Source organism: Pseudomonas sp. Pseusp18, assembly GCF_059506005.1.
The window spans coordinates 3,384,793-3,400,721 of sequence record NZ_CP169240.1 but is presented as its reverse complement, the minus strand read 5'-3'; the positions used below and the strand labels follow the sequence as shown (position 1 = coordinate 3,400,721).

The window sequence follows — 15,929 nt, the reverse complement described above, 5'->3', positions numbered from 1 at the left end:
TCACAGAATCGCGGCAGCCTTGGTCAGGAACCAGATGATGATCACCACCAACAGGGCCCCGATGCCTACTACAGCACCCAAGTCCTTCCAGGTCTTGCGCTGGTTCTGCACGTCGGCATAAACGGTCAGGGAATGCCAGGCCACACCCAAGAAAGCGAGCAGGGCGATCAGCAGGCCGAGGAGGATGCCGCCGTCGTAGGCGTAGTTTTTGATCGTTTCGATCAACCCGGAACCTTCACCGCGTGAGGGAGCCTCCATGGTGGGAAGTTCGGCAAAAGCCAAACTTGGACCGAGTACCAACAGCAGACCGATCAAGCGCTGGCTCGCACGATCACGCAGGTTGTTTTTCAGGGGGGCAAAGCACTTGAGCATGACGGCGATCTCCTGGACTAGGACTAGGACAGGGTGAAGAACATCAGAACCAACAATGCGAGCAGCGCGCGCACGGCGCTGCCACCGAAGGCACCGAAGCGCACGCTGCCGACAGCCCAACCTCGGTAGGCCGTCCACATCACCCAGGCGCACCAAAGCAAAGCCAGAACGAGAACAAGGGAAAGCCACAGCGTCGAACTGCTCTGCGGTGCGAAGCCGGAGGCGTTTTGGAACGCTGCGATCTGAGCGTCAGTCATGCTCATGGCGAGGACTCCGCGGACGGAGTGTCGAGGCGGTAATCGCCGACCAATTCAGTGGGGTCGCGGGGTTGAGCGCGAGAGGGGGACAGATAGCTCTGCACGCCCTGGCGAATACGTTGGATGTCCTGAGACAGGCGGGGATAGTCGAAGCGATAGCGATCGTCGGGTTCAGACGTGCTGGCTGCCTCAGCTTGCGTCGCAAGGCGTTCGATAATGTCGAGTTGCTGCAGAATCAGACTGAGCTGACTCTGTTCATGGGCGGAAGCGGCATAGCTACTGCCATGGACGATAGCCAGCGAGAGTAGTAACAAGCAGCGAAAGACGGTAGTTGGCATGATGCTGGCCCATATGGATATGGGAAGAGAATCAAGTTAGAGGTTCAATTAATCAGTAGTAAACGCGAGATGGGATATATCGCTTTTTTTTTGGGAGCGCGGAAAAGGATTACTCACATATACATCAACAATCGATTTGTCGATAAAGAAAACTCAGACAGCACTCTTAGCCCAATAGTAATGTGTTGTTCATGCGGCAATGAGTGGATTAGCTCATGCTTGAAGGCTGCATGGGTGACGAAGAGCTAATCATCGCTTAGCATTGGAATGTTCATTCCTCATTACCCTAACCTGAAGGAAGTTTCACATGTCTCGTTTGGCGGAATTTCGCAAGCTTGAGCAACAACTGGCCGAACAGCTCGCAGAGCTTGAGTCGATGAAAAGTGATTCCGGCCTGAAAAAAGAAATGGAATTTGAGAGTAAATTGCGGGCGTTGCTTGGCGAGTACGGCTTCAGCTTGAAGAACATCATTAGCATCCTGGATCCAGAGGCTGGCCGTCGTTCCTCGGCACCAATAGCAGCACCTGTAAAGGCAGCCCGTAAAGCTCGCGATGTAAAAATTTACAAAAATCCGAACTCTGGTGAGCTGATCGAAACCAAGGGAGGTAACCATCGGCAGTTGAAAGAATGGAAAATCGAGTTTGGCGCGGACGTTGTCGAGTCGTGGCGTACTCAGTAAGCGCGGTTTGACTACTAGGGCTCTGCAAGGGCCCTTTTTTGTTAGTGAGGATGCTGAGTCCTGAATGCGAATCTTGGTCCCACTTCTGCACCCTTGAGGCACATCCCCAAACTGTGGAAGCTTGCCTTTCATTCGCCGCTCTGCTCGAAGTGGGGAATCGAAGTCGAATACGGGCAGGTCAACTCGTGCTCTGTGTCAGTTCTGCAGTCGCTGAACAACGATCCTGACACCGGGGAAAATCTAAAGGAAAAATATAATTTTTCCGAGTCAGAGATATTTCTTAAAAGTAGTTGCCGTGATTGCCATTGTGATGCCAAGCATTACAGCACAAGGCAAAAATACGACCATAGGATTGAGCGAAAAGGGTAGGGACAGGTAAATAACCCAGGGCACGATCAGCAGTGGTATTACTGCTCGTTTAGCACGGTGATAGACGAAGCTACTCTCCCGTCCTGCTCCAAATTTGCGCAGGTCGCGGTGTATCAAACCATCGACAAAACCGGTGAGCGTGGCCAGCAAAAATAGCGGTGTGGCCAGGACCAAAATGGTTAGGCGCACTACGAAGGTGAAAGTGACATACACCGCCGACAGTACGAAGTCCTCGATATTAACGTAGAACTGGTTGATCCCACTCCAGAAACCGTTGCCCTGACTCGCCACTCGCGCCTGTTGGGTAAAATCCGCAAAACCGGTCTTGACCACCAGCCACTGATTGAGGAATGCCAGCCACTGGCCAATCGTTTGTCCGGGCTGTTGGAGGATGAGTGACGATTTGAAGTGCTCACTCAGCCAGACCAATTCGCTGCTCAGCATGGCCTGACTATGACGCCAGCCCTGATCACCCCAGAACAGCAGCAAGCCGGCGAACTCAACCAGAATCGAGAACAGCAACGAGGCGATCAGCAAACCGATGATGCGCAGGACCAGGCTGATGGCTGAGACGATCATTCCCGGACGCTGGATCGGCCGTGGCGGCGTGTTCTGGGCGGAAGTTGCCATCGTTCACTCCATTGCGCGCTGCAGTGTTGATGCCGTCACGACGCCTTCTGGATAGTTTTCTGCTGAATCGAAACCTGTGGCAGGGGCGGACTACCCCACCTGATCCCAATCGAAGTTTGTTGTTGGGCCGCCACCGCTCGCGCTCCACCATTGCCCTGGCTGCTCGTTGTAGGTGGCCCGCATCCGCTGGGTGAGCTCCTGCAGGTCCTTGGGCATGGCATCGTCGTTGGAGGGTTTTGGCAATGGCATGCGGACTTTCCAGAGCTGCCCACCGGCTTGGAAGGAGAACATTTGCCCTTTGGGCAAACTGACGATATGAGCAGGCTCGATCAGCGGCACACTGGTGCTGCTGACACGGTCCTGTGAGGACGAGGTGAAGTCCGTGTTGGCCTCAGGATCGGAGGTGTCGGTGGCACCCGACACCAGGGTCTTGGTTAGCACGTTAACCTTCGGCAACTGCTGGGTGAGTAGTTCAGCGGTCGCGGTTTCGCGCACCCGTAGCATCTGCAGGGTGTTGAAGTTGCCAATCACCTGGCCAGCTTTGGCGCGGTTGCCGATACGTGCTTCGATATCGCTGAGGGTCTGGGTGTAGGCGGTTACCTGGATACCGGCACCGCCGCCCTTATTGATCAACGGGATGAATTCATCGCCCATCAACTCGTTGAACTCATCGGCGTGCAGGTTGATCGGCAGCTTGTCACTGCTCCTGCCCGACAGAGGCAGGCCGTGGTCGATACCATGTTTGTAGATGTGGCCCGCGACCGAGACCAAGTCAGCGAACATGGAGTTGCCCACCGCGGCGGCCACCTCGGCGTCGGTCAGCGCATCCAGGCCGACGTAGACGATGCCGCGTTTTCGGATGATCTGCATCCAGTCGAAGATCGGACGCGGGTCACCTAGGTCGGTGTAGTTGGGGGCCAGCAGTTGGGCGGTCTTGCCGGTGGTGAGTTTCTCCAGCAGCGGCAGTAGCGAGGCGACTATTTTGTCGAAGTAAGTACGGTCATATCGTACCGCCGAACGCAGTCCGTCCATGACCGGATCAAATACCCGCTTCACCGCCAGGTACTGCTCGATGGCCACCACGCGCTTTTCGCGTCCAACCATATGCCGGGGAATGTTCTTCTCAGTGAGTTTGCCTTCAAGCTGGACGATCACTTCCCATGCTTTCGGATCGGTCTTGGCGAAAAACTGCTGGGCGTATTCGATGAACAGCGCGTCGATATTGACCACGTGTCGCTGGATCTGCAGGTAGTCCGGACGCCGGCCCAGCTCGATCAGGGCGCGGGCGATGATGTTGACGAAACGCCAGGCAAACTCACGAAAGGCCGCGGAGTTACCTTCGCCGCTGAGCTGCCCGGCGATGCGTGACGCCACTTCCGAGATACGCCCGAAGCGTCCCACCGCATTGTATCGAGCGGAGATCTCCGGCCAGCCTAGATGGAAAACATAAAACTCCTTATCCCGACCAGCGCGTTTGGCTTCGACGTACATCCGCTTGAGCAAGTCGGCATCGCCCTTCGGATCGAAGACGATGACTACCTCATGTGCGACGCGATGAATGTCCTGGGTGATGTACGCCTCGGCGAGTCGCGTCTTGCCGACACGGGTAGTGCCGAGCACCAGGGTGTGTCCTACCCGTTCGCCCAGCGGCAGACTGACTTCCGTTTCGTTGGGCTCGACCCCATGCAATAGTGGCGAGCCACCTACTGGAGGTAAAGGGCGCAACGGATTGAAGGCACTGTCCCAGGCCGTGACACGGGCCAATGACGAGAGCGGAAACGGCGCATGCTCCAGGCGCCGTTCGAGTCCACGGGCCAGACGGTAGCTGGTCGGTTGGTCGACATAGTGGGCGACCGCCGGGTCTTGGGCTTCGACCAAGCGCTGGGTGTGCAGGCGGGTCCAGCGAAAGCCACGCCCCATGAACAGACGCTTGCGGCTGACCGGAATCTGCCGACTGGTCAGCTCGTAGCGAGGCAGCCGGCGGATATTGCGCCGATACCGCAGCACGTCCCAGGCTTGTCGCAGTCGGATCAGGCCGAACAAGGCATAGGCCAGCGCCGCCACCAGACCGATCTCGGGTGACAGGGCCACCGCCCAGGGCGAGTACACGCACAACACCGCGGCCGCGATACAGATTGCTACGGTATACAGCTCCACCGCTGGCCGGAGCTTGGACTCCATCGCATGCTCGGCCATGACCTGGACTCACTGTTCCAGTGAGGTGGCAGTGATCAAGACGGGGTAGTGCTCAATCTGCAGGCGGGTGGCGATGTCGTTGCCGTTGACCGGCAGGATGGTGATGCCCGGAGCGGCTGCTCGAATCCGGGCCAGGGCTTCATTATCGGCCACTTCGACGGCGAGGCCAGCCGCGCCCATTTCCTGCAGTTCCGCCGCGCGTTGACGCAGCCAAGTCAGCGACTGGGGATCGTCACCGAGCAGAAAAAATGGCCGCAAGCCCGGCATGTTCAGGGCGCGAGACGTGATCTGGCCGGGGCTCAAGTGGGAGCTGCGGATGGGCAGTATCCAGGCTTCATCGGCAAACGTGGACAGGTCCGCATGCATGGCCCGATCAGGCTGAGTCTTGTTGTTTATTGGCGGCCTGGAAACTTGAAAATGGAGTCGGGTGAAGTCGCTAGGCTGATCCTCGGCAACGGTCAGTTCCGGCTGGGCGAAAGGTGTCAAGAACAGGATGCAATAACAGACAATGGGGATTCGCTTCATGGTGGTGTGCCCTGTTCAAAGGAAATCAGCAGCTGTTCGAGTCTCTGGGAAAAGCCAGCACGGTAGCGCGCGGCCGGCGTGCCCCCTGCCGGACGGTGATAGCGCCCGGCAGCCAACACCCAATCACCGGTGGCAGCGTGATGCTCCTGCAGCAATGCGGCGGTTACGGCGAGATTTCGATAGGGATCAAGGGCTTCGCAAGGGCTGGAAAAGCGTTGTCCGTGGTAACCCAGGTTGGTTTGGCCGAGACCGGCATCGACCCGTTTGGCGTCATGTCGGGCGAGTGCCTGAAGCAAGGCGTGACAGGCGGCCTGGCGAGTGGCGAAGCGGTAGGGTGTTCCGGCGATGTTCAGGGTCCAAGGCCAGGGCCGCAGTCGACCCCGGACGCGGATACCACTCTCCTGCAAGGCAATCGCGAACAGCACCGTCGAAGGGATGTCGGCATCATGCGCCGCCAGTTGGTAGGCCGGAGGCGGCAGTTCGTCAGCCTGGACGGCGAGCAGCGTGAGCAGGAGCGCAATAGCACTCAGTCGAGGCGTTGCCATTGTCCATTCACCTGTTGGAATGTGGCAGGCAATGGTCCCGGGGCACCCAGGCTGAACCAGCGGCCACGGTCATGGTTCAGGGTGATCTGCCGATGTTGCACCTTGGTCGGATCGATGCCGGCTTGCCGAGCCCAGCTACGGACGCGTTCATCCTCGCCATGGCTGCCCACCAGGTAGATATCGAACGCCGTGTCGCTGTTTTGCAGACGCTGCGCTTCGGCGGTACACGCTGAGCAGTGGTCCTCCACAAATAGAGCCTGACGCGGCACGGCCGCTGAGCTGAAAGGGGGTGGGGATGCCATGCCCTGGATCGGCAGCAGCCCGGGAAACAGCTTGGCCCAGGCGGCGGTGTAAGCGTTTTGGTAGGCCAATTCGCGCTCGGCGCGCTTGGCTTCCAGCGCTACCTGTAATTCGGCATAACGCTGGCGTTCCTGGTCGGTCTGGGCCTCGACCCCAAGCGCGGTCAACGGATCGAGGTTCGGGCTCCAGAAACCGCGCGGGCCGGCTTGGATCTGTTCGAAGCGCGTCCACTCCTGCTCCGTCAGACCCCAGCTTGCAGCCTGTTCAGAGTGAGAGCGCCCTAGGGGAGCAGACCGCGTGTCCTGGATCCGTGACTGTGTCGTGACGGGGTTGCCCATCGCAGCGCCCATGGCCAGTAGCGAAGCGAGACAGACAACGGTGGGCAGTAGCGCTCTATTCATGATCGCTTCTCAAGGGAGGTGCACGGTCTGGTCTGGCTGAGCGGCCACTGCGAAGATGGCTGAGTTCGGTTCCAGCACTTTCAGGTGCCAAGTTCCGAGTTGCTCGTCGGTATGCAGCAGCCGAACATCCATGAGCGAGCGACTGTCATGAGGAGCGACCGCCAGAAAGCGCTCACCCCCACGGGACTCGACACTCAACACTGAGAACGGTGGTGAGAGCGGGACGGGTTTGGGGCGAGCGGTCTGTTTCGGTTTGGTCGCGGAAGGCGTCAGCGGTGGGCGGGAAGGCTGAGCCTTGAGGTCTAGGAGCTGTTGCTCGACCTGCTCAAGGCGTGCGCGTAGCGCTGTCATGTCAGCCATGGTGGCGCGGGCTGCCAGACCGTCGCGTAACTCCTGTATCTCTTGCGCCCACTGATCCAACATCGGATCGAGGGTATTGGCCTGTTGCTCACCGGTATCGACCATCTGCTTCAGGTCTTTCAGCGCGTACTGCAGCTTCTCCTGGGCGTCCTTGAGGGCGCTTGAATCATGTTGCAGGGTGTCCAGGGTTTGTCGGTATTGCGTGTTCGTGCTCTGCAGTTCGGCCACGCGTTGATACTGGTTATACAAACCACCGCTCAGGCCGGCGATCGCCAAGCAAAGCAGCCCAATGATGAGGGTTTGAAACGTCGAGGCTCTCATGGGCGTGCCTCCAACAGATGGGGCGAGACGAGTGTGATCAGCGCGACGGCGGCCTCCGTTTTCTGCTGTTCGAAGCAGACCGAACGGCTGACGTCATCGGTCGTGAGTTGCCAGGCGGGGCCAGCGAGCACTTGCAGCGCGCGGCGCAAAGAGATCGGGCCGAGCCGGTAATGGGCTGCGGGTAGAGACCGGGTAAAAAGTACCTTCACAGGGTCGGCAGCAGGGCAGAGCGAATAACCCGAGCGCTGCAGCACGTAGTGCATCGCCTCCTGTACCGAAGGATTCAGGTTGGACGGGATGCTTACGTCGATGATTTGGGCGAGAAGATCGCGTTGTGCCGTGGTGGGCTCGGTGCTGACCAGTGTATAGCGGCCATAACGAAGCTCTGCCGGATGGCTTTCTTCGGCTATGCCCCTCGAGTGCTGGGCGCGATTGGAGCCACTGTCGATCGCTGGATTGGTCGGCAAAGGGTTGGGGATTTGTGCGGTGCAGGCGCTTAACAAACCCAGCAGGCAGACAGGCGTGAAAAAACGCTCCATGGAGAAAACCTCATGTCAGATTCAGTGCAGAACCTGACATGAGGTGAAGGCGCGATTCAGTGAGAAAGTTGATTCATGGCGGGTCGTGTTAACGCTGAACGCGTTGCTATTCATCAAAAATGGCGAGCCCATCCAAGACGGCAGCGTCGGGGTCGAAGATCAACAATCGCACATCCGCCAATGCCGCCAGATACAGTACGTTGACCAAGGCTTCCGGTGTGCCTGCGTCGAGTTGTTCTTGTCTCAAGCTCGAATAACGATTGCCCTCAATGTTCAGCAAGTTCTCGTCCGTCCAGGGCGTGCCGATCAGCTTGCAACCGATACCGCAGCAATCTGGCAGCGTAAAAAGCTCGAACAAGAGGCCGGTTTGCCGCGGAGCGAAGTGACTGTCCCACTCTTCCAGATAAAGCATCCCTTCTTCGGGAAGGTGTGCGGTGCTGATTTCCCAGGCTCGACTGTAGTGTCCCGTTTCGAAGCTCAAGCGATGGACCATGGCTTGTGCCTCTTCCAGGGAGTACAGGTCACCGAGGTGATGCCGCTCGTTGAGCACTTCGCCCATCACGGCGTAGATCACTTGGCGCACCAGCCCGGTGGACGGACAGCGTTCATCCAACTCATCCGGAATGGATTGGCCTTCTCTGATCAAGGAGAAATCGTCATTGAACAGGCAGGGGAACAGTTGCAGCTCATCGTCGGGCAGATGGGCTTGTGAGTCGTGCACGGGTCGAAAGCAGGGAGGGCAGTCGTTATCGTAGGTGATCAGTAGCAGCCGTTCGATATGAAGGTTGTCGTAACCGCGAGCAAATGGGTTTGAGGCTGTTAGCAGGGCTGGGGCTTGGTGTGCGGGGTTCATGAGGGTTCTCCAGAATGAAAATGAACAAGGCGCCCGAAGACGCCTGTGAGGGTTAGAGCCAGCCATGTTCGGCAAGGGAGAGCGGACGACCTTCACCCACGATGAAGTGATCCAGTACGCGCACTTCGATCAAGGCCAAGGCCTCTTTCAACCGTGCGGTCAAGACGCGATCCCCCTGGCTGGGTTCCGTACAACCTGAGGGGTGGTTGTGAACAAAAATGGCGGCCGCAGCGTTATGCGCAAGGGAGCGCTTAACGACCTGGCGGGGGTAAACGCTGGCGCCATCAATGCTGCCGTGAAAGAGGACTTCGAACGCCAGCACCCGGTGCTTGGCATCGAGAAAAATCACACCGAAGACTTCATGCTCTTGTTGCGTAAGATGCAGTTTTAGGTATGAAGCCACGGTGTCAGGCGATGTTAGGTTAGGGCCGCGGGCGAACAGCCGACGATCCAGAATATGCAGCGCTTCGTCGATCACCTGGTTTTCTTGGACGATACGATCAGCTTCGAAATCCGAGGTTTCAATCAGTGTGAGTTGGGTGCTCATGGTGGTACCTCCGAAAGGAGCAATCAGGGGTACACGTCCCAGGGGGAGTGATGTCCCCGAGGTGGATAACGAGGCGCGGGTGTTAGCCGATGACGCGCCGTTTACAGCCGAGTGAATCGGTGGCGTTGACCGTGCAAGTGTGAACCACAGCCGTCGCAGGGCAACGAGGAAAAGGCTTTTATTCCCCAGCCGGCGTCGGGATCGAAGTCGGCACTGATGGGCATCATCCGAACCAGCCCACGTTGCAGCGCGGCGATGCGTTTCTCGATTTCATCCGTCGTGTAGTAGAGCGACAACGTGCCGTAGTCCTCGTAAACCGTAGCGAACAGGCACTCGTCGCAAAGCCAGAAGGATTCCATAAGGTTCTCCTGTGCTGATTGAAGAAAAGGCGCTCGAGGGAGCGCCTTGATGTGGAGCATCGTGGACTGTTCAGGTGGACTGAACGGTACGGGTGGCATCACGGCGGGCCGTGCGGGGAACGGGTGGAGATTCAGGTTCGACCCGAGCCTCTGTTGGGTTTTCGGTCTCCTCAGCTTCGGCATCAGCCGACATTGGAGAGGGCTCATTGATCGGCGCTGGCTCAGCAGGTGCTGTTGCCTCCTGCCTGGCGGGCGCTTTGTACTCGAACATGCCATTGACCTTGATCCAGTCGATGAACAGCAGACGACCTTTCAGGCTAGCGCCTGGTTGACCTTGTTTATCGCCTTTCTCGTAGAGAAACGGATCGATCCACAGATCGCCGATACGGAACGACAGCAAGACCTTTTTCTCGGCGTTGACGGCGTCCATATAAAGACGAATCAAGCGTTCAGCTTCACCCCCAGCGACCTTGCAGTCGAAGCGGGTGTACTCGACCGCATCGGTGGCACCGTGCAGGGCGGCGATATCGCAGGCCATGAACGGCTGGCCGCGGCGGACTTGTACTTCACGAACACGGTTGAGGTAGCCGATACCGACGGTGTGCAGGTTGAAGTAAGTGATCGCTTCTTGGGGTTGGTTGGCGTGGGCCATGGTGGTTCTCCTGTTTCAAGGGAAAACGGCGACGCACAGTCCCTGACGGGGAAGTGAGCCCCCGTCAGAGTGGGTAAGGTGAAGGCGAGCAATGAACGACTCGCCACCGGCAAGCCGATGACGATCAAAACGATGCGCCTGAGGAATAGCGGTGCAGCAGAAGAGAGTCCGCGGCAGTGGTTTGCGGGCTTGGGGTAGTAGGCATTCATCGCCGCTGAAGCGGCAATCGTGCGAGCTTCCGAACGCTGATCGCACTTGGGTAAACCACCACAAACGTGGCGTAGCCTTGAAGGTTCAAGCTACCTGGGCTGGGCTGTCAACGACAGCGAACCACGCCCTTTGTATAAGCCTGTCACAGGGGAGCGTCAAGACGCTGCAACCCAATTTTTCATGGCCGGAATACAGTGGCAGTCACTGGACTGAAGAAAGTGAAGAGTGGGCCTGGCGGGGTGCCAGGCGAGGAAGAGAAAAGCCACCTTTGGCGGTCTGACGCAGTCGACAAGCTCCTCGCAAAACTTGGTTTGACTGCGCCATGATTCGCCAACCGACCCTTGTCGTGGCCTGGGTCGGAACATGCTGGCACGCATCCGCGCACAAAGGGTGCCCAGTGTTTCCCCGGCGGGCTCCGGGACTGAATACGATCGCCGAAGCGGATGACCGCTGTTGCCCTAGAGGCAACAGTGGTCATCCGCCACCACGATCAGGTCGAGCACAAAACGGGAGCGAAATCCCACCGAAGAGAAGGCGCCGAACTCAATGAGTTCGACCGAGCTGCCCGGAGCGAATCGGTCTTGGGTCGCCGTTGGCGATGATCCTGAGGCACTACAGCAGAGAGGGCGGGATGACGTCAAGCCAGTGGGCGATCCCTCATGGGACACTACATTGAGCGCGATGAAAGAGGTTACTTACTGCCGAGATGAGCAGCCAATTGTTCGACGGTAGCCAGGATAAAGGCACGGTCGCTTTCTTTCAGACCACTCAGCAGACCCGCGATCATCTGGCCCTGATCATTGGGACGATTGCTCGACTCCGTCAGCAGTTCATCCATCCGGCAGTCGAAAATATCTGCTAACTGCATCAGCTTGACCACGGAAAGCTCCACCATACCCCGCTCCAGGCGCGATATGGCTTCGCTGCCGATCCCCATGCGTTCAGCCACCTCTTCCTGGGTCAGATTACGCTCGGTCCGGTGCTTCGCGATCATGCGCCCGATTTGGGCTTGGGTTGGATGTTTATGTGCCAAGTGATGAGTTCTCCAGTTCAACCCGAATGGTTGAGCAAAGACCCATTGACATGAACATCCTTAACGGTTGAGTATCGACTTGTTAGGTTGTTATATTGGCTGAAATCGCTATGTATTGCGACATGGCTTCTATTCCTCCAGGAATCAAAGTCCGTGGTGGTCAGTGAGAATGAACGGTCTGATAGGGCCAAGATGAGGAAGGTTGAGCATGGAAGAGGAGAGCGAGAACGTTATGGATCTGATTTGGGATCGAACACTGGAGCTGTTCATCAAGATCCATGATTGCCCGGATAACCCCGAACACTTCGACAGCCTGGTTCATTGGCTCAACGAAAATCCTGCTCACCTGAAAGCGTTTAACGAACTGGGGCAGATATGGATTTCGACAGGCATCGCCTTGGCGCGTGAAATCGGACAACCGCTAAGTGACTTGGAGAGGGATCAGCCGCCGTTGATGATGCACTGACCAGTACATCGCCCCCAATACTATGTTGGATCTCCAATGGCGCGTCATGGGCGACGCGTATCTTTTCTGATAGGCACGGTGCCCTTGCAGTCGGGGTAGTGGGAGCATGACCAGAACGGCCCTGATTTCCCCTTTCGCCTGAACATCGAGGTGTTGCAAACGGGGCAGGTCGGGCCGGCTTCGACAGGTACCGCCAAGGTGAGTGCGCCACAGTGTTCGACCAATTGTGCAATCCAGTTCGCCTGCTTGGCGACGAACGCATCAAGAGTCAGACGTCCCGCTTCGATTTCGTCCAAAGCCTGTTCCCAGATCGCGGTCATACCTGGATCTGCGATTGCAGCGGGTACCGCCTCGATCAGGGTATGGGCCGCTGCGGAGGCCATCAAGGCGCGTTTTCTCTTCAGCAAATAACCGCGATCAATCAACCCCTTGATGATACCGGCTCGCGTGGCTTCGGTGCCGATACCGGTGGTGTCCCGAAGCTTCTGTTTCAGGCGTGGGTCGTTGACCAGCTTGGCCACATTTTTCATGGCCTTGATCAGATCGCCCTCAGTGAGTGGTTTGGGAGCGGCGGTGCGCAAGGACTTGAGTTCGACGTCGTCCACTGCGCACTGAGTACCCAGTTGCAAGACTGGTAAGACTTGGGACTTGTGACTGGCCTCATCTTCTTCGGTGTTTTCGTAGAGCAAGCCTTTCCAGCCCTGGACCAGGATCTGTTTGCCCACAGCGGTCAATCGTTCTTCGCCACACTCCAGTTCGACCTGGGTCCGATCAAACTCATGATGCGGAAGAAATTGCACAAGGTAGTGGCTGCGAATCAGTTCGTAGACTTGGCGTTCTTGTTCGGACATCCGCGCAAGGTTCGCCGGCTCGGTGGTGGGGATGATGGCGTGGTGCGCGGTGACCTTGGCATCGTTCCACACGCGGGAGTGCAGTGATCGATCGAGTCTTCCCAATGCGGGCTGCAGCGCGGGATCCGTTTTGAGCAGGGCATCGAATACCGCGGGTACCTCGTTGAACATACTCTCTGGCAAATAGCGGCAATCGCTGCGCGGGTAGGTGGTGGCTTTGTGGGTTTCATACAGCGCCTGGGCGATGTTCAGGACTTCTTGGACTCCGAGCCCCAACTTGCGCGAGCAGACTTCTTGCAATGTGCTCAGGTCGAAGGGCAGGGGTGGCGCTTCACGGGAATGCTCAGTCTGCAGCGTGAGTACCGTGGCGGTCTTACTGCAAGAGATCGCTTGGACCGTTTTACTGGCAAGCGCCTGCTGTAGGCAACGACCGGCCTCATCTCGTCCTGAGCTTGGTGGTTGCCACGACGCGATGAATGGTTGCCCCATTGAGGACAGGTGCACATCCACTTCCCAGTAGGGCACCGAGACGAAGCTGGCAATCGCACGATCCCGATCGACCACCAGGCGTAAAGTGGGTGTCTGGACGCGTCCAACCGACAGTACGCCATCGTAGCCCGCCCGCCGTCCGAGGAGAGTAAACAAGCGACTGAGGTTCATGCCGATCAGCCAGTCGGCGCGGCTGCGGGCGAGGGCTGAGTGATAGAGTGGGAAGGTCTCCTGACCGGACTTCAGCGAGGACAGTGCCTTGCGAATCGAGGCCTCGTTGAGTGCGGACAACCAGAGGCGCTCAACAGGACCTCGATACTTGCAGAGCTCCAATAACTCCCGGGCAATCAGTTCACCTTCGCGATCGGCGTCGGTCGCGATCACGACGGTGGAGGCCTCACTGAGCAGGCGCTTGATGACTTTGAACTGCGCCGCAGTCTTGGGTTTGACCTCAACCTGCCACTGCGCTGGAATGATCGGTAGGTGATCCAACGACCAGTTCTTGTACTGTGTGCCATAGGCTTCAGGTGGAGCCGTCTCCAGCAGATGGCCGATACACCAGGTGACAGTTATCTCAGATCCGATCAGGCAGCCATCACTGCGTCGGCTGGCTCCGAGAACCTTGGCGATGTCACGACCTTGGGAAGGCTTCTCGCAGAGGAAGAGACGCATAAAACTGCTCCGGATTGAGTTCGGAGCAGCGTGGTTGGAAACAGCTGTTGCGAGATATGAGAAACCTGACTTGCAGGTACCTCATGTTAGTCGGTGAAGGCAGCCTTGAAGATCCGAGGCTGCTATCCCGTTTAAGCGTGGGCGACAGGGCGGATCTTCACGAGCAGCGTGTAGGAACACGCCAGTAACTTCGCGCAAAGGCGCAATTTTTATGCCTGAAGTCAGTCCGTAGATGGCTGTCCTCTGCGCTTTCTGGGTTTAGACGCAGGTGAACTGGTTTGCCCTGTACTTTGCGCGTCGTGTGCCGCAGATGCCGCCGGCTCACTGAATCGTTCCCGCATGACCACGCTTTGCACTCGGTGAGGCAGGATGCCGACTCGACGGGCCTCGATTTTGAAGGTCACCCGCGCATTGTCATCGCTGTCCTCCCACTCATCGCGCACGGTGCGGCCTTCGACCAACACGCGCATGCCTTTTTGGTACAGCGTGCTCCAGTGTTCAGCCTCGCGGTGCCAGAGCTCAACCGGCGCCCAATAGCCGCCTCGATCTTCATAACTGCCCTCGCGTGGCACGGGGTTGTCGAAGTACACATTCAGCCGTAGCAAACGCCGTGGCTCGTCATTGCCTGATGGGAACTCCTGGAACTCTGGCGCACTGCCGATATTGCCTTCGCCGACAAAAAAAGTACTCATCCTGATACCTCCACTGCGGTTGTGAGTTGGTGCAGTAACCGTTCGGCACTGGCCATTTTGATCGCGCAGGTCGAGGCCTGGCGGTAGAGCGAATGCACCACGCTCATTTGTAGGTTCAGTGCAATGCGATCGCGTTCGAAACGGTGCAATCCCTCGCGTACGATCTGCGGCAGGGCTTTGTTGCAGACCTGGCGTTCCCAGACCGCTACCCCCATATGGGCGAAGTCACGGGTGCGCCAACGCAAAAAGGTGCTGCCGGCACTGGTGTTCTGCAGCACCAATCGAATGTCCAGCAGTGAGTAAGGGGACTGTCCGGCTTGCTGCACAACAGCCTCCATCAGGTGACATAACTGCGCCTCGATTTCCCTCGCCACCTGCGCCAAGTGCTCCAACTCCCCCTTACCCTTAAAGGGCTTTAAAAGGCCTTTTAGGGAGGCAGCGTGTTCGAGCCGTCGATAGGCATCCGGTGTCAACGCTTCGAGGGGCATCGGTTGAACCGGGATCATCGGATTCATGCTTCGTCCTCCGGTTCATCCACTGTCGCAGAGGGTTCTCCCGCGTTCCCTGCCAACGCGTCAGCGTCATCCACTGCCACCGCACCACGACGAATGATCGGCGGCGCGAATTGGGAGCGGCGATGCCCCTCAAGGATGTCCATCGGGGGCAAACCCATTTTCTCGATGGCCGCCAGAGCACGAGCGTTGTTCGCCGCCATGTCATCACGGGTGACGCCGGCATGCCGATAGCGCTGCGCCTGGCCGAACAGGCTGCGCAGCAGATGGGCGCCATCGTCGATCCAGGCTTCCATGTCTCTGCGACCGATCAAGGCGGTGTGATGGGCCAATAGGGTACGACGCACCAAGGTGTCGTAGTCGGTCAGCAGGTAGACCGCCAGAAAACCCAGCTGGCTGCCGATGTACAACGGCAAGGTGACGGGGTGGATGTTGAGGTTGTCGCTCATGTCGATCTGTGTCGGCAGGTCCTGCCTGATCCGATCCAGCTGTTGGGTCAGTTCCAGCATCCCTGCCTTGGCCTGCATCAGTTTTTCTTCGAGTTGCACGATTGCCCAGTCGGCATAGGGATCGTCCTGACCCGCGGTTTGTTTGATCAGGTTGGTGACACTGATGTAGCCGGCCATGCCCATGATCGAGTGGACGCCTTCACGTGCGGTTCGACCTTGCCAGATGCGGGCGGCGTGGTGAGTGTGCAGGGTCAGGGTGATGCTGCTGCGCAATGAACCCAGGTTGAGTTGATAGTGATCGGCCACGGTGTT

At 58.0% G+C, this 15,929-nt stretch carries 21 protein-coding genes; 2 read left to right on the top strand and 19 right to left on the bottom strand.

Annotation, left to right across the window (positions count from 1 at the left end):
* The 3 genes from ACEN9A_RS15300 to ACEN9A_RS15290 are packed head-to-tail and all read right to left on the bottom strand — an operon-like array spanning nt 1 to nt 967.
* Nucleotides 1–372, bottom strand: a complete 372-nt coding sequence (locus ACEN9A_RS15300) for a TIGR03745 family integrating conjugative element membrane protein (RefSeq protein ID WP_046509162.1) — start codon at nt 370–372, stop codon at nt 1–3.
* A gap of 23 nt (nt 373–395) precedes the next feature.
* Nucleotides 396–635, bottom strand: a complete 240-nt coding sequence (locus ACEN9A_RS15295; protein ID WP_413387917.1) for a TIGR03758 family integrating conjugative element protein — start codon at nt 633–635, stop codon at nt 396–398.
* Complete coding sequence (locus tag ACEN9A_RS15290) at nt 632–967, bottom strand: integrative conjugative element protein, RAQPRD family (RefSeq protein WP_413387919.1); 336 nt, start codon at nt 965–967, stop codon at nt 632–634. Before ACEN9A_RS15290 ends, ACEN9A_RS15295 begins: the two co-directional genes overlap by 4 nt.
* Before the next feature lie 307 nt (nt 968–1,274).
* Here ACEN9A_RS15290 and ACEN9A_RS15285 point away from each other — a divergent pair, with 307 nt between their 5' ends.
* Nucleotides 1,275–1,646, top strand: a complete 372-nt coding sequence (locus ACEN9A_RS15285; protein ID WP_413387921.1) for a histone-like nucleoid-structuring protein, MvaT/MvaU family — start codon at nt 1,275–1,277, stop codon at nt 1,644–1,646.
* 267 nt (nt 1,647–1,913) lie between these two features.
* Here ACEN9A_RS15285 and ACEN9A_RS15280 read toward each other — a convergent pair whose 3' ends face one another.
* From ACEN9A_RS15280 to ACEN9A_RS15225, 12 genes are all read right to left on the bottom strand, one after another.
* Nucleotides 1,914–2,645: a TIGR03747 family integrating conjugative element membrane protein gene (locus ACEN9A_RS15280; RefSeq protein ID WP_413387923.1), complete on the bottom strand. Its 732-nt coding sequence runs from the start codon at nt 2,643–2,645 to the stop codon at nt 1,914–1,916.
* A 90-nt stretch (nt 2,646–2,735) separates the two neighbouring features.
* The gene (gene traD / locus ACEN9A_RS15275; RefSeq protein ID WP_413387925.1) at nt 2,736–4,841 is read right to left on the bottom strand and encodes a type IV conjugative transfer system coupling protein TraD; all 2,106 of its coding nucleotides are present in this window, start codon (nt 4,839–4,841) and stop codon (nt 2,736–2,738) included.
* 9 nt (nt 4,842–4,850) lie between these two features.
* On the bottom strand, nt 4,851–5,366 hold the full coding sequence (locus ACEN9A_RS15270; protein WP_413387928.1) for an integrating conjugative element protein: 516 nt from the start codon (nt 5,364–5,366) through the stop codon (nt 4,851–4,853).
* Entirely contained in the window at nt 5,363–5,911 is a 549-nt protein-coding gene (locus ACEN9A_RS15265; RefSeq protein ID WP_413387930.1) for a lysozyme family protein, read from the bottom strand. Before ACEN9A_RS15265 ends, ACEN9A_RS15270 begins: the two co-directional genes overlap by 4 nt.
* Nucleotides 5,893–6,612, bottom strand: coding sequence for a TIGR03759 family integrating conjugative element protein (locus tag ACEN9A_RS15260; RefSeq protein WP_413387932.1), 720 nt, complete (start codon nt 6,610–6,612; stop codon nt 5,893–5,895). The genes ACEN9A_RS15265 and ACEN9A_RS15260 overlap by 19 nt, the downstream gene beginning before the upstream one ends.
* A gap of 9 nt (nt 6,613–6,621) precedes the next feature.
* Entirely contained in the window at nt 6,622–7,293 is a 672-nt protein-coding gene (locus ACEN9A_RS15255; protein ID WP_413387935.1) for a chemotaxis protein, read from the bottom strand.
* Nucleotides 7,290–7,832, bottom strand: coding sequence for a PFGI-1 class ICE element type IV pilus protein PilL2 (gene pilL2 / locus ACEN9A_RS15250; protein ID WP_413387937.1), 543 nt, complete (start codon nt 7,830–7,832; stop codon nt 7,290–7,292). Before pilL2 ends, ACEN9A_RS15255 begins: the two co-directional genes overlap by 4 nt.
* Before the next feature lie 106 nt (nt 7,833–7,938).
* The gene (locus ACEN9A_RS15245) at nt 7,939–8,685 is read right to left on the bottom strand and encodes a DUF5983 family protein (protein WP_413387939.1); all 747 of its coding nucleotides are present in this window, start codon (nt 8,683–8,685) and stop codon (nt 7,939–7,941) included.
* Nucleotides 8,686–8,737: 52 nt separating this feature from the next.
* On the bottom strand, nt 8,738–9,232 hold the full coding sequence (gene radC / locus ACEN9A_RS15240) for a RadC family protein (RefSeq protein ID WP_413387941.1): 495 nt from the start codon (nt 9,230–9,232) through the stop codon (nt 8,738–8,740).
* A gap of 101 nt (nt 9,233–9,333) precedes the next feature.
* Complete coding sequence (locus ACEN9A_RS15235; protein WP_413387943.1) at nt 9,334–9,591, bottom strand: hypothetical protein; 258 nt, start codon at nt 9,589–9,591, stop codon at nt 9,334–9,336.
* Nucleotides 9,592–9,661: 70 nt separating this feature from the next.
* Nucleotides 9,662–10,243: an STY4534 family ICE replication protein gene (locus ACEN9A_RS15230; protein WP_413387945.1), complete on the bottom strand. Its 582-nt coding sequence runs from the start codon at nt 10,241–10,243 to the stop codon at nt 9,662–9,664.
* A gap of 901 nt (nt 10,244–11,144) precedes the next feature.
* Nucleotides 11,145–11,486: a helix-turn-helix domain-containing protein gene (locus ACEN9A_RS15225; protein ID WP_413387947.1), complete on the bottom strand. Its 342-nt coding sequence runs from the start codon at nt 11,484–11,486 to the stop codon at nt 11,145–11,147.
* 208 nt (nt 11,487–11,694) lie between these two features.
* Between ACEN9A_RS15225 and ACEN9A_RS15220 the strand changes: the two genes are divergently transcribed.
* On the top strand, nt 11,695–11,952 hold the full coding sequence (locus ACEN9A_RS15220; protein WP_413387949.1) for a hypothetical protein: 258 nt from the start codon (nt 11,695–11,697) through the stop codon (nt 11,950–11,952).
* A gap of 44 nt (nt 11,953–11,996) precedes the next feature.
* On the opposite strand, the gene ACEN9A_RS15215 is transcribed toward ACEN9A_RS15220, so the two are convergent.
* The 4 genes from ACEN9A_RS15215 to ACEN9A_RS15200 all read right to left on the bottom strand — a co-directional run bounded on the left by ACEN9A_RS15215 (nt 11,997) and on the right by ACEN9A_RS15200 (nt 15,923).
* Nucleotides 11,997–13,964: a DNA topoisomerase III gene (locus ACEN9A_RS15215; protein ID WP_413387951.1), complete on the bottom strand. Its 1,968-nt coding sequence runs from the start codon at nt 13,962–13,964 to the stop codon at nt 11,997–11,999.
* 221 nt (nt 13,965–14,185) lie between these two features.
* Entirely contained in the window at nt 14,186–14,656 is a 471-nt protein-coding gene (locus ACEN9A_RS15210; protein WP_413387953.1) for a single-stranded DNA-binding protein, read from the bottom strand.
* Entirely contained in the window at nt 14,653–15,171 is a 519-nt protein-coding gene (locus ACEN9A_RS15205; protein WP_413387955.1) for a DUF3158 family protein, read from the bottom strand. Before ACEN9A_RS15205 ends, ACEN9A_RS15210 begins: the two co-directional genes overlap by 4 nt.
* Entirely contained in the window at nt 15,168–15,923 is a 756-nt protein-coding gene (locus ACEN9A_RS15200) for a PFL_4669 family integrating conjugative element protein (protein WP_413387957.1), read from the bottom strand. The genes ACEN9A_RS15205 and ACEN9A_RS15200 overlap by 4 nt, the downstream gene beginning before the upstream one ends.
* Nucleotides 15,924–15,929: the final 6 nt, after the last annotated feature.